Annotated in this window: 13 protein-coding genes; 9 read left to right on the plus strand and 4 right to left on the minus strand. The window is 72.5% G+C overall.

Annotation, left to right across the window (positions count from 1 at the left end):
• Positions 1 to 124: 124 nt before the first annotated feature.
• Positions 125 to 2,572 carry a right-handed parallel beta-helix repeat-containing protein gene (locus ACZ4S3_RS29300; RefSeq protein WP_467939367.1) on the plus strand — a complete coding sequence of 816 codons (2,448 nt, stop codon included), beginning with the start codon at positions 125 to 127 and terminating at the stop codon, positions 2,570 to 2,572.
• On the opposite strand, the gene ACZ4S3_RS29305 is transcribed toward ACZ4S3_RS29300, so the two are convergent.
• A complete protein-coding gene (locus ACZ4S3_RS29305; RefSeq protein ID WP_467939369.1) occupies positions 2,542 to 4,956 on the minus strand; it encodes a hypothetical protein in 2,415 nt (804 codons plus the stop codon). The two genes, ACZ4S3_RS29300 and ACZ4S3_RS29305, sit on opposite strands and share 31 nt — an antisense overlap.
• Before the next feature lie 293 nt (positions 4,957 to 5,249).
• On the opposite strand from ACZ4S3_RS29305, the gene ACZ4S3_RS29310 reads away from it, so the two are divergent.
• The gene (locus ACZ4S3_RS29310) at positions 5,250 to 6,095 is read left to right on the plus strand and encodes a DeoR/GlpR family DNA-binding transcription regulator (RefSeq protein ID WP_467939371.1); all 846 of its coding nucleotides are present in this window, start codon (positions 5,250 to 5,252) and stop codon (positions 6,093 to 6,095) included.
• 222 nt (positions 6,096 to 6,317) lie between these two features.
• On the plus strand, positions 6,318 to 6,791 hold the full coding sequence (locus tag ACZ4S3_RS29315) for an SRPBCC family protein (protein WP_467939373.1): 474 nt from the start codon (positions 6,318 to 6,320) through the stop codon (positions 6,789 to 6,791).
• 52 nt (positions 6,792 to 6,843) lie between these two features.
• Here ACZ4S3_RS29315 and ACZ4S3_RS29320 read toward each other — a convergent pair whose 3' ends face one another.
• Positions 6,844 to 7,959, minus strand: a complete 1,116-nt coding sequence (locus ACZ4S3_RS29320; RefSeq protein WP_467939468.1) for a PLP-dependent cysteine synthase family protein — start codon at positions 7,957 to 7,959, stop codon at positions 6,844 to 6,846.
• 285 nt (positions 7,960 to 8,244) lie between these two features.
• On the opposite strand from ACZ4S3_RS29320, the gene ACZ4S3_RS29325 reads away from it, so the two are divergent.
• A complete protein-coding gene (locus ACZ4S3_RS29325) occupies positions 8,245 to 8,532 on the plus strand; it encodes a hypothetical protein (protein ID WP_467939375.1) in 288 nt (95 codons plus the stop codon).
• 175 nt (positions 8,533 to 8,707) lie between these two features.
• A complete protein-coding gene (locus ACZ4S3_RS29330; RefSeq protein ID WP_467939377.1) occupies positions 8,708 to 9,229 on the plus strand; it encodes an ATP-binding protein in 522 nt (173 codons plus the stop codon).
• Between the two features lie 38 nt (positions 9,230 to 9,267).
• Here the strand turns inward: ACZ4S3_RS29330 and ACZ4S3_RS29335 are convergent, their stop codons facing one another.
• Positions 9,268 to 9,573 (minus strand): SHOCT domain-containing protein, encoded by a 306-nt coding sequence (locus tag ACZ4S3_RS29335; protein ID WP_467939379.1) that lies wholly within the window; start codon positions 9,571 to 9,573, stop codon positions 9,268 to 9,270.
• 243 nt (positions 9,574 to 9,816) lie between these two features.
• On the opposite strand from ACZ4S3_RS29335, the gene ACZ4S3_RS29340 reads away from it, so the two are divergent.
• From ACZ4S3_RS29340 to ACZ4S3_RS29355, 4 genes are read left to right on the plus strand one after another with little or no spacing between them, the layout of a single operon-like run.
• Positions 9,817 to 10,431, plus strand: a complete 615-nt coding sequence (locus ACZ4S3_RS29340; protein ID WP_467939381.1) for a TetR/AcrR family transcriptional regulator — start codon at positions 9,817 to 9,819, stop codon at positions 10,429 to 10,431.
• 13 nt (positions 10,432 to 10,444) lie between these two features.
• On the plus strand, positions 10,445 to 10,843 hold the full coding sequence (locus ACZ4S3_RS29345) for a (R)-mandelonitrile lyase (protein ID WP_467939383.1): 399 nt from the start codon (positions 10,445 to 10,447) through the stop codon (positions 10,841 to 10,843).
• Between the two features lie 50 nt (positions 10,844 to 10,893).
• On the plus strand, positions 10,894 to 11,478 hold the full coding sequence (locus tag ACZ4S3_RS29350; RefSeq protein WP_467939470.1) for a DUF4865 family protein: 585 nt from the start codon (positions 10,894 to 10,896) through the stop codon (positions 11,476 to 11,478).
• Positions 11,472 to 12,440, plus strand: a complete 969-nt coding sequence (locus ACZ4S3_RS29355) for a phosphotriesterase family protein (RefSeq protein ID WP_467939385.1) — start codon at positions 11,472 to 11,474, stop codon at positions 12,438 to 12,440. The genes ACZ4S3_RS29350 and ACZ4S3_RS29355 overlap by 7 nt, the downstream gene beginning before the upstream one ends.
• Here ACZ4S3_RS29355 and ACZ4S3_RS29360 read toward each other — a convergent pair.
• Positions 12,430 to 12,813: a PPOX class F420-dependent oxidoreductase gene (locus ACZ4S3_RS29360; RefSeq protein ID WP_467939387.1), complete on the minus strand. Its 384-nt coding sequence runs from the start codon at positions 12,811 to 12,813 to the stop codon at positions 12,430 to 12,432. The two genes, ACZ4S3_RS29355 and ACZ4S3_RS29360, sit on opposite strands and share 11 nt — an antisense overlap.
• Positions 12,814 to 12,873 lie beyond the last annotated feature (60 nt).

Here is a 12,873-nt window from a genome sequence, read left to right on the forward strand (position 1 = left end):
CCGGGCGCGCTACGGTGGTGCAGCCAGCCTCTCGGCTGGGGCCTCGCAGACCCGAATGCGGACATCCGCGGACGGATGCTGCCTTGCCGACAACGGCCACACGAAGTGGGGGCACGACAGCGCCATGGCACAGGGCTCGGTCCAGGTGACGCACTCCGGAACGTCGCGTTGGCGGCGCCGCACAGGGGAGTACAGCACGCTCGCCGCCGCCCTGGAGGCTGCTGGGGACGGTGATGTGCTCACCGTCCCGGCCGGTACGTACCGGGAGAATCTGGTGCTGGCCCGCGCGATCACGCTGCGCGGCCCGGACGGTGCGCGCGGTTCGGTGCGGATCGCCCCGTCCGACGGCGTGGCGCTCACCATACGTGCCTCGGCCACGGTCCACGATCTGCATCTGGAGGCGACCGATTCCGCCTCCCCCGCGCTTCTGGTGGAGGACGGCGCCCCGGAGCTGTCCGGTCTGCGGGTGGTGACCCGGTCCGCGGCGGGCATCGAGGTACGCGGCAGCGCCCGCCCGACGGTCCGCCGGTGCACGGTCGACAACGCGGGCGGCGTGGGCATCAGCGTGCTGGACGGCGCCGGCGGCATCTTCGAGGAGTGCGAGGTGGTGGCCGCCGGGCAGGCCGGTGTCACGGTGCGCGGCGGGGCCCATCCGCGGCTGGAGAACTGCCGGATCCACCATGCCTCCGGCGCCGGTCTGGCGGTGAACGGCGAGGGCAGCGCGGTCGAGGCGGTCGGCTGCGAGATCTACGAGATCAAGGGCGCCGGCATCCAGGTCGCCGCGCGGGCCACCGGCCACCTCACCGACTGCACGGTGCACCGCACCTCGGCCGACGGCGTCACGCTGGACACCGACGCGGTCCTCACGCTCGCCGACTGCGACATCCACGACATCCCGGAGAACGCGATCGATCTGCGCTCGCGTTCGGTGCTGACGCTGACCCGCAGCACGGTGCGGCACTTCGGCCGTAACGGCCTGTCCGTATGGGACCCGGGCACCCGGGTGGACGCCAACCAGTGCGAGATCCACGACAGTACCGGCGACTACCCCGCGGTGTGGGTGAGCGACGGTGCGACCGCCGTACTGGACGCGACGCGGGTGCATGACGTCCCCGACGCGCTGTTCGTCCTGGACCGGGGCTCCCGCGCCGACGTCGTGGACAGCGATATCTCCCAGGTCCGCAACACCGCGGTGTCGGTGAGCGACGGGGCCACCGTTCAGCTGGACGACTGCCGGATCCGGGAGGCCGCGACCGGCGCCTGGTTCCGCGACCACGGCAGCGGCGGCACGCTCGCCAACTGCACCATCGACGGCGCGCAGACCGGCGTGATCGTCACCAAGGGCGCGGACCCCACCATCGAGGGCTGCACGGTCAGTTCACCGGCCGAGGCCGGGTTCTATGTCTCGGCGGAGGGCCGCGGCACCTTCAACAGCTGCCGGGTTACGGGGAGTTCGGGCTTCGGCTTCCATGTGATCGACGGCTGCCGTACGACGCTGACACGCTGCCGTACGGAGCGGTGTGCGCGCGGCGGCTACGAGTTCGCCGACGCGCCCGGGGACGGCAGCGGCGGCGGCCCGAGGGTCGAGGACTGCACCAGCGACGAGAGCCGGGCCGCCCAGGCTCCGGGCGGCGGAGCGGTGCCGGCGCCCGCGGTGCAGCCGGCGACGCAGACCGCCGGGCTGCTGGGCAATGTTCCCGCCGCCCCCGTCCTCCCCGCGCAGCGCACGTCGCCGGCCGCCGAGCCGCCGGTCGTCGCCGGCCGCCCCTCCGACGAGGTGCTGGGCGAGCTGGACACCCTCGTAGGGCTGGACAGCGTCAAGCGCGAGGTGCGCAGCCTGATCAACATGATCGAGGTGGGCCGTCGGCGCCAGGAGGCCGGGCTCAAGGCCGCGTCCGTGCGCCGCCATCTGGTGTTCACCGGCTCCCCCGGCACCGGCAAGACGACGGTGGCCCGGCTCTACGGCGAAATCCTGCACTCCCTGGGGGTGTTGCAGCGCGGCCATCTGATCGAGGTCTCCCGGGTGGACCTGGTGGGCGAGCACATCGGGTCGACGGCGATCCGTACCCAGGAGGCGTTCGACCGGGCGCGCGGCGGGGTGCTGTTCATCGACGAGGCGTACGCCCTCTCGCCCGAGGACTCCGGCCGGGACTTCGGCAAGGAGGCGATCGACACCCTGGTGAAGCTGATGGAGGACCACCGGGACGCGGTGGTGGTGATCGTGGCGGGCTACACCGCCGAGATGCAGCGCTTTTTGGCGGTCAACCCCGGTGTGGCGTCCCGCTTCTCACGCACCATCACCTTTGGCGACTACGCGCCGGAGGAACTGCTGCGGATCGTCGAGCAGCAGGGCGAGGAGCATGAGTACCGCCTCGCCGACGGGGCCGGCGAGGCGCTGCTGAAGTACTTCACGGCGCTGCCCAAGGGGCCGGCGTTCGGCAACGGCCGGACCGCGCGGCAGACGTTCGAGTCGATGGTCGAGCGGCACGCGGGCCGGGTCGCGCAGCTGGCCGACCCGAGTACCGACGACCTCACCCTGCTCTACGCGGAGGATCTGCCGGAGCTGCCCTGAGCCGACCGCGGCCGCGGCCGCGGGGACGGTACTTCCGGGCCCAGCCGGGCGATCAGCTCGGCGCGTACGGCGTCGAAGACCGGGTCGGCCTGATAGTCGCCATGGCCCAGGATCTGGGCGGGCAGCGGGTTCTGGAGCGTACGGCCGAAGGCGAGCGGGTCGCGCAGCGGTCCCTGGTCGACATTGCGGCCGTCGTCGGTGGTGAGCCGGATCGGGCCGCCGATGGGATCGGTGAAGCGCCACAGGTTGCGCCAGTCGTCCATCTCGCGGTGCAGTCCGGTGAGGACGGCCGGGCCGAAGTACGCCGGGAACCAGCGCCCGTAGAGCCGCTCCAGCGGACTGCCGTATGTCAGCAGGGCGACCCGGCTGCGGGTGACCAGATCCAGCTGCCAAACGGCGGCCGCGGCCAGCACACTGCCCTGGGAGTGGCCGGAGATCACCAGGCGGCCGTCGAACCGCTCGGTCCAGGTGGCCATCCGCCAGGTGAGGTCGGGCACCGCGCGCTCGGCGTAGCAGGGCGGCGCGAAGGGGTGCGCGGCGCGCGGCCAGAAGGTGCCGACGTCCCAGAGGATGCCGATGGTGCGGCGGGCGGAGTGGTCGCGGTAGGCGCGGCGGCCCATGGTGACCAGCAGTATGACGCCGGCGCTCATCAGCCAGGAGCCGAGGGACTCGGCGGTCTCGGCGGCGGCGTGCACGACGGGCGGCGCGCCTTCGGTGGCGCGGCCGGGCGCGAGGCCGGTGAGCCAGGCGCCGGCCACCGCGCCGGCGCCCAGGACGAGGGTGACGGCGGCGATGGCCGCCACCAGGACGGGTGCCGCGTCGGTCAGTCCGGCGCGGGCGATGGTCCCCGCGATCCGCTTCGTGCGGCGCTCGTCGGGGCGCTCCCGGGGGTCGTACAGGCCCGGGACGTTCTTGGCGACCTGGCCCCGGACGATCACCACGCGGACGGCGGCCAGCACGACCACGGCGGCGACCACGACCAGCAGGACCGGGATGACGGAGGCCTGCCAGGACAGCAGGACCGGCGGGCCCGCTATCGGGGCGCCCGCCTGGCCGGGGGTCGCATCGCCGTCCATCCAGTCGGCGAACCGCTGGGCCACTCCCCCGGTCAGCACGCCGCCGACCGCGCAGGACAGCAGGGCGACGGCGGGCCCGCCCATCCCGTTCAGGGCGCTGCGCGCCTCCTCCCTGGTGGCGCGCTGGAGGAACCAGGCGGTCACCGCCAGCGCGAGGACCACCAGGCTCTGGAAGACGGCGATCGCCCCGAAGGCGGATGCGCCGGGCAGCGGGCCGAAACTGCGGGATCCGGGGCGCGACCAGGCGGTGTGGACGGCGATGAGCGCCAGGACGCCGAGGGCGACGTACGGCAGCGCCCGTACGACGAGGCGGTCGGACTGGTCGTCGGGGGCGGCCTCGCTGCGGGCGGTGCGCCAGACGATCACCAGGGTGGTGGCGCCGAGCAGTGCGACCAGCGCCGTCAGCACCTGGCCGCTGACAGCGAGGGCGCTGCCGTCCGCGCCGTGCCGGTCGAGCTTGGCGGCGGCGATGCGCAGGGCGGCGGCGATGGTGAGCACGCCCGCCGTGGTGTGCGCCGCGCGCAGCCGGGCGACCAGCCGGCGGCCGTACCAGAAGCCGTGCAGGCTGAGCACGGTGCGCTGGTGGGGCGGGGTGCCGCGGGAGGTGCCGGGGTCGCGCGGCGGCGGGGAGGCGGATTCGTAGGCGCTCCAGGTGCGGTGCGAGAGCCACCACAGGAAGCCGATGACGAGCAGCGGCACCACGGAGGCGAGTGCGAGACGGCGGCCGGGGGCGCTCCACCAGCCGGAGGTGGCCGGGCTGAGGAAGCCCAGCCAGGATTTGCCGTCGACGCAGACGGTGGTGCCCGCGCACTGCCAGGCGGTGAGATCGAGGGCGACCTCGCAGGCGGCGGCGGCCAGGAGGACGGTGAGGGTGAGCGCCAGGATGCGGACGAGGACGTCGTAGATCCGCTGTGCCCTGTGCTCAGGTGGCGCGGCGGGGCGCATCCAGTGGGCGAGGTTGGCCACCATGAAGGGCAGCAGGATCAGCCACAGGGCGCGGGCGCTGTTGCCCGAGGTGAGGTTGGACCAGCAGTACGCCTCACGGACCGGCTCGCCGCGATAGGCGTCGGGGCGCGCTTCGGCGTCCGCGTCCTCGGTACGGCGATAGCAGGCGGCGGTGTCGTCGCCGGTGATGCGCTGGACGCGCGGGTCGCCGAGCATCTCCTCGGGTGTGGTGCCGCCGACGCCGTGCACCAACAGCTCCAGGGCGAGTTGCGGTGCGGCGGGCGGCGCGCCGAGCGGCGGCCCAACTTCCTTGATTTTCTTGCCATTCGGGTGGTCCTGCGGTGGTGTTTCCGCGATCTCCACTGTTTCCCCCGTTGTCAGTTGGCACCGCGCGGTCTCGTGCGGTGCGGTGCCGTGCTCTCAGGATTCTCTCTTTTCCGCGGGAGCGCATCCATCCACGTCGGGGGCTGTGGGGACGAGGCGGCGAGAGGGCGACGGGGAGCACCGCCGTCACCACCGGCAACCGCGGTCACAGCTGCCGCCGTCCCGGCCCGCATTGTCAGTGCCCCGTGCGAGGATGTGGGAAGAGTGATCGCAGGCGGCAGCAGGCGCAGAACGACCCGAGTGAGCTGGTCGGGCGGAAGGGACGGGCCGGGGTGAGTGACAACCAGAATCTCCTCGCGGAGCAGCGGCGTGCCCTGATTCTCGATGAGGTCAGACGGCGGGGCGGGGTGCGGGTCAATGAGCTCACCCGCAAGCTGAGCGTGTCGGACATGACGGTCCGCCGCGATCTGGACGCGCTCGCCCGCCAGGGCATGGTGGAGAAGGTGCACGGCGGCGCGGTGCCGGTCAGTGAGCCGAGTGCGCATGAGCCCGGTTTCGAGGCGAAGTCCGGGCTGGAGCTGAGCGCCAAGGAGGACATCGCCAAGGCCGCGGCGGAGATGGCGGCACCGGGCAGTGCGATCGCGCTGGCGGGCGGGACGACCGCGTTCGCGCTGGCGCAGCAGCTGCTCGAGGTGCCGGATCTGACGGTGGTGACGAATTCGGTGCGGGTGGCCGATGTGTTCTACAACGCCCAGCGGGCGGCGGCGAGCGGCGGCGCGGCACCGCGTGCGGGAACCGCGACGGTGGTGCTGACGGGCGGGGTGCGGACGCCGTCGGACACCCTGGTGGGGCCGGTGGCGGATGCCGCGATCCGGTCGCTGCACTTCGATGTGCTGTTCCTCGGGGTGCACGGCATATCGGTGGAGGCGGGGCTGTCCACGCCGAATCTGGCGGAGGCGGAGACCAACCGGCATTTCGTACGGTCCGCGCGGCGGGTGGTGGTGGTCGCCGACCACACCAAGTGGGGCACGGTCGGGCTGAGTTCGTTCGCGTCGCTGGAGCAGGTGGATGTGCTGGTGACGGATGCCGGGCTGTCCGCCGGGGCGCGTGCGGAGTTCGCGGAGCTGCCGCCGGAACTGCTGGTGGCGGGCGAGCAGCCGGCCGACGCGGAGTTCTGACAGCGCCGACGCAAAGTTCTGACAGCAGGACGCACGCACGGAAGGACACAGCCCCAGAAGGGCCCAGGGCGCAGAGGGGCCCAGGCGCAGAAGGACGCAGAAGTACGCAGGCGGCAGAAGGGCGCAGACATCTGACGGGGCGCCAGCTATGGTGTGCGACGCCGGGGACCGGACGCCCCCGGCCCGCCGACCGCCGGCCCGTCCCGTAGGGGGTGCTCGCCCATGGCACGCCGACTCCGCCCCGTCGAGCTCGACTTCGTCGAGTCCGCTCCGCTGCGGCTGGTGTTCGCCGCGGAGGTGGCCGCGCCACCGAAGGCGGTCTATGCCGCGCTGGCGGACGATGTGGCGGGGTGGTCGTGCTGGTTCACCGGCGTTTCACGGGCGGTGTCCACGGACGGCGGCAGGGGCCGGGAGGTGCGGCTGACGGGCGGCACGCGGTTCACCGAGACGGTGCTGGCAGCCGAGCCGGACGAGCATTACGCCTACCGGGTCGACACCACCAACACCCCTGCCTTGCGGGCCCTGTTGGAAGACTGGCGGCTGACGCCGGCGGGCGGCGGGACGCGGCTGCGGTGGACGTTCGCGGCCGACGGCCCGGCGCCGTTCCGCCTGGCGATGACGCTGGCCCGGCCGGGCCTCGGGCGCGCCTTCCGGGAGTCCGTACGGGCCCTGGACCGCCGGCTCGCCACGGCGTGAGACGAGCAGCCAGGCCGGCGCCCGGCCCGCCCGCCGATCCCACGCCCCCCGCTCAGGCCGGCCAGGAGCCGTCGGCCAGGAAGGTCTCGATGGTGCGCGCGTAGGGCGCGATGTCCAGGCCCTGAGCGGCCAGCCAGTCGTCGGAGTAGTACTTGTCGAGGTAGCGGTCGCCGGGGTCGCAGAGCAGGGTGACGACGGATCCCGTACGGCCCTCGGCGACCATCTCCGAGACGATCTTCAGGGAGCTCCACAGCCCGGTGCCGGTCGAACCGCCCGCCTTGCGGCCGATCGCCGTCTCCAGGGCGCGTACGGCGGCGACGCTGGCCGCATCCGGGACCTTCATCATCCGGTCTATGGCGCCGGGGACGAAGCTCGGCTCCATGCGCGGGCGGCCGATGCCCTCGATGCGGGAGGCGGTGGCGCAGTCGGTCTTCGCGTCGCCGGTGCGCCAGCCGTCGAAGAAACAGGAGTTCTCCGGGTCGGGGACGCAGATACGGGTGTCGTACTGCATGTAGTGGACGTAGCGGGCGATGGTCGCGGAGGTGCCGCCGGTGCCCGCCGTGGCCACGATCCAGGCGGGCTCGGGGTAGCGCTCCAGCCGCAGCTGCTGGTAGATCGACTCGGCGATGTTGTTGTTGCCGCGCCAGTCCGTGGCCCGTTCGGCGTAGGTGAACTGGTCCATGTAGTGGCCGCCGGACTCCTCGGCGAGCCGGGCGGAGACCTCGTAGACGGTCCGCGGGTCCTGGACCAGATGGCAGCTGCCGCCGTGGAACTCGATCAGCCGGGTCTTCTCCGGGCTGGTGGTGGCCGGCATCACCGCGATGAACGGCACGCCGATGAGGGAGGCGAAGTACGCCTCGGAGACGGCCGTGGAGCCGCTGGAGGACTCGATGACGGGCTTGCCGGGACGGATCCAGCCGTTGCACAGCCCGTAGAGGAACAGCGAGCGGGCCAGCCGGTGCTTGAGGCTGCCGGTGGGGTGCGTCGACTCGTCCTTGAGATAGAGGTCGATGCCCCATTTCTCGGGCAGCGGGAAGCGCAGGAGATGGGTGTCGGCGGTGCGGTTGGCGTCCGCCTGGACCTTGCGGACGGCCTCTTTCAGCCAGTCGCGGTAGTCCGGATCCGTGCGGTCGACGTCAATGGTCGCTATCGGGGCCGCGGCCGCCATGCCGCGGTCCGGCTGGTTCTGCGGTTGCTGTGCGGTGGTCACCGGCGCACTCCTCAGGGGTTGTGACGCCCGCGCACAACGCCGGGCCACTTCCGACTATAGCCACCCGCCGCACGCTTCTCACCTGCATAAACATCCCTTTGAGAGACCCCAAGGAGGGCCTGGGAGACGGCCGTTGCGGACCGCCCGCGACCAGGGGCACTGGTGTACGGGGCACGGTCCGGGCAAACTTCCCTCAAGGGGCGGTGAAGGGCACCTGCCCGAGGTACCGAGGAGGTGGTGGCCATGGCGGAGCCGGAATTCAACGCGACCGGCGTACGGATCGAGCGGTGGCTGCGGTCCCTGACCCGCGCCGGACAGATCGTGATCAGAGACGGCCGGCTGGCGCTGCTGACCAGCTACGGCACGGAGATCGACAGCGCCCCGCTGCAGGCCGTACAGGCCCATAAACCGCTGTTCGCGGCGCGGGACCGGGCGCTCGCCACCCTCAACGGACACCGCTATTCACTCACCCTCGGGGCACCGGAGCGCTTCCTGAAGGCCGTACAGGCCGCACGTTCACCACGCACCTGACCGGCCGAGACGGCCAAGGGGGTGCGGTTGCGGGACCGCACCGGCTGCCCGACCCTGGGACTCGTATCACTGAGGGTTCACCAGCGGTGACGCTGTGGTGCAGCCGGCATCGCTGGATCCGATCTTCGCCCCTGCCGTCTTCAGGGGCGCCCGGCCTCATCAGGGAGTCGTGGTCGTGATCAGGCAGCCCAGCAGGCACTGCACGGTGGAGCTCCAAGCCCTTCCGGCCCGTATCGGACACGTGCGCAGGATCGTCTCGGCGCAATTGCGCTACTGGCATCTGGACGCCTTGATAGATCCGGCGGCGCTGGGGGTGACGGAACTGCTCGCCAATGTCCACCGGCACGCCGGACCGAGCAAGCAGTGCACGGTCGAACTGTACGCACTGCTCGATCAGTTGACGGTCTCGGTGCATGACCTCGATCCGCGGCTGCCGCGGATCCGGGCCGCCGATTCCTGGGAGACCTGCGGCCGCGGCCTGGCGCTGATCGCGGCGCTCAGCGGGAGCTGGGGGATGCAGCCGGACACGGACGGCAAGGGGAAGGTCGTCTGGTTCACCCTCCCCGCCCCGGCCGCCGCTCACGAGGAGGCCGCCACGCCGTCCGCGCGCTGGGAGCCCGTACCGCCGGCTCCCGCCGCCACGGCCGGAGCCCCGGCCGACACCGGCCCCCGGACTGGGGGCACGAAGGTCGGCTGAGCGGCGCGAGGCCGGCCGCGGTCATCGCCGAGTGGCGCTCATGCCGCGCCTCCCTTGGGGCCGGTACCGAAGTGCTCCTCCAGGACGGACTGCCGGCGCCAGTACTCCTCCTCGTCGATCTCACCGGCCGCGAAGCGGCGGCCCAGTACGGCGAGGGGCGAGGGCGCGTCGGTACGGGCGGTGGACTGCGGGCCACGGAAGGGCCGGCCCGGTCCGCCGTGCCGCCACACGGTGCGGCGCAGCAGGGTCACCACGCCGAGGACGACCAGCGCCCAGATGACCGGAACAAAGAGGATCCAGGGGCCGGGGCCACCTCCGGACCAGGGGTTCGCCAACTCGAACACGGTACTCAGCTCCTTGGTGGGACGGGTTGTCGATGTCTCCCTCGAGGCTCGCCTCTCGAGCGCCGCGAATCGTCGTACGGCCAGCGGCTTTGCGTGTACGACGGGGGAAGTACGCGGGGCGCGCGGCACTCCTCCGGTCATCCGTGACAACCCGTGCGCAACGACCCTTCCGCGACGGTCCATCCATGGCGGCCACCCTCGATCACTCTTGCTTCTGTAACTACTAGTATGTACAGTACGATCATGAGCAGCACTCAGGAACGACACCCCGGCACCCGGGAACGACTGGTCCGCAGCACCCAGGAGCTCCTGTGGGAGCGCGGCTACGTCGGCACCAGCCCCAAGGCGATCCTGGAGCGCGCGGAGGTCGGCCAGGGCAGCATGTACCACCACTTCGCGGGCAAGTCCGAGCTGGCGCTGGCGGCGATCCGGCGCACCGCGGAGGGCATGCGGGAGACCGCCCAGGAGTGCCTGGCCGGGCCGGGTACGGCCTACGACCGGGTCGCGGCCTATCTGCAGCGCGAGCGGCAGGTGCTGCGCGGCTGCCCGATCGGCCGGATGACGCAGGACCGCGATGTGGTGCAGGACCCGGAGCTGCGGCGGCCGCTGGACGAGATGTTCGGCTGGCTGCAGGACCGCATCGCCGAGGTGCTCGCCGACGGACAGCGGCGCGGCGAGCTGGCCGCCGGTCTGGATCCGGCGGCAACGGCGTCGACCGTCGCGGCCGTTGTCCAGGGCGGATACGTCCTCGCGCGGGCCGCCGATGACAGCGCACCGTTCGACGCGGCCGTACGCGGCGTGCTGTCGCTGCTCGCGGCACAGGTCACGTCCGCCACGGCCGCCACCACCGACCACTAGGAGTTCGCGCCCCATGGAGATCACCCGACAGCGCCCCGCCAGTCGGCAAGGCCCCGCCGAGCACTTCACCGGCAGCGTCTGGCTGGACGAGATCGCCGCCCCGCCGGCGCCCTCTCGCCTGCGGATGTTCAGCGTCCACTTCGCGCCCGGCGCCCACACCGCCTGGCACACCCATCCGCACGGCCAGGTTCTGCATGTCACCGAGGGCGCCGGCCTGGTGCAGCGCGCGGGCGGCCCCGTCGAGCCGATCCGCGCCGGGGACACCGTCTGGATCGCGCCGGGCGAACGGCACTGGCACGGCGCGGCGCCGGGCACCTTCATGACTCATCTGGCAGCCGTCGAGGCCGCCGCCGACGGCACCACCGCCGAATGGGCGGAACACGTCGGCGCGCAGGAGTACCCGAGCGCGTAACCGCCCACGCCAGGCCCGCCCCTCCCCCGTTTGGAGCCACCATGCCCGCCCTGCAGGCCATGCAGTACGCGATCACTCTCCCCGCCGACTACGACATGCAGATCATCCGAAACCGCGTGAAGACCAAGGGCCATCTCCTGGACGGCCTCCCGGGGCTCGGCCTCAAGGCGTACGGCATCCGCGAGCGCGGGGTCGGCGGATCGCCGGTCAACCAGTACGCGCCGTTCTATCTCTGGGCCGACCCGGAGGCCATGAACCGCTTCCTTCTCGGCGACGGATTCCGCGGGGTGATCCGCGACTTCGGGCGGCCGGTGATCCAGCACTGGCAGGGGCTGTTCCATCGGGCGGGCCCGGCTGCCGGCCGCCTCCCGGGCGCCTTCTCGCGGCGGACCGAGGCGGTGCCCGAGGGTGCCGATCCAGCGACCGTCATCGCGAACGCGCTGGCCGACCACGAGGAGTTGGCAGGTACGGAGGGCGTGTACGCCACGTCTCTGGCGCTCGACCCCCGCCACTGGGAGCTGGTCCACTTCACCCTCTGGGCGGACGCCGTGCCCAAGGGCGCGGGCGACCGCTATCAGGTGCTGCATCTGTCCGCGCCGGGCATCGGCGAGCTGGGGGCGGGTCGGCAGTGGTGAGCACTTCCGCGGTGGGCCGGCCCGCCGGTCCCGCCATCCGTACGGTCCTCGGCGATATCGCCCCCGCCGACCTCGGCGTCTGCGACGCCCATGACCACCTCTTCCTGCGCAGCCCGCTGCTGCCGGGCCAGGAGCTGGACGACGCCGGGGCCGCGGCCGCCGAGCTGCAGGCCTTTCGCGCGGCGGGCGGCGCGGCGGTGATCCAGTGGACGCCGTACGGCATGGGCCGGGGCGCCGCCGAACTGCCGCGGCTGGCAAGGGAGTCGGGGGTCCGGATCGTCGCCGCCACCGGCCTGCACCAGGCGGCGAACTATGCGCCCGAGGTGCTGGAGCGGGTCCGGGCCGATCTTGCCGGAGTGTTTGTCGCCGAGCTGACCGAGGGGATCGGCGACACCGGTGTCCGAGCCGGGATGATCAAGGTGGCCGGGGGCTTCCACGGCCTGGACCGGCACGCCCGGTACACCATGGCCGCGGCCGCCGAGGCCCAGCGCGCCACCGGAGCGGCCATCGGCATCCACCTGGAGCTGGGCACCGGTGCGCTGGACGTACTCGATCTGCTCTGCGGCGAGTTGGGGGTCGCGCCGGACCGGGTGATCCTCGGCCATCTCAACCGCGCGCCCGACCTCGCCGCGCACCGGATGGCCGCCGACGCGGGAGCCTATCTGGCCTTTGACGGGCCGTCACGAGCGCATCACGCGACGGACTGGCGGCTGCCCGATGCGCTGGCCGCACTCGCCGACGCGGGCTTCGGCGACCGGATTCTGCTCGGCGGCGACACCACGACGGCCGGCGCCCGGTCGGTCAACGGCGGCCCCGGCATGCCGTATCTGCTGCGCCGCCACCGGGAACGGCTCGAACTCGCCCTGGGTAGCGCCCTGGTGACGCAGTTCCTGACGGCCAACCCTGCCCGCGCCTTCGCCGCCGACTGGGCAGGCACGGCAGGCCGGCCGCCTACAGGGTGACGGAGATCCCCACATGCGGCCGCTTCCCCCGGCGCAGGAGCGCGCCACCGGTGTCCATCAACCGGAACCGCAGACCGTATTTGCCCGCCATCGCCTTGCGCACCCGCAGGAGTCCCCCGGCACCCTCCAGGAGCCGGGCGGTGCCCTCGACGGTCGCCGCGCCCTCGGTGAGGCGGCCGCGCACATCGCACGGGGTGAGCGTCACCCGCGAGTCGTTGCGCAGCCGCTTCACCTTCCAGCTGTCGTCCCGGGTCCACACCAGGAGTTCGTCCCCCTCGGCCACCGCCCATACGGGGGTGGCCACCGGGGTGCCGTTCTTGCGGTGCGTGACGAGGCTGACGTACGGGCTGCGGGCGAGCGGTTCGGGAATCATGGCCGCAGCCTAGAGCTGTTCCCGGAGCGGCGGCCGGTCGGCCCTAGGGGGTGGGCGAAC

The sequence above is a fragment of the Streptomyces sp. NPDC028368 genome (genome assembly GCF_055565615.1).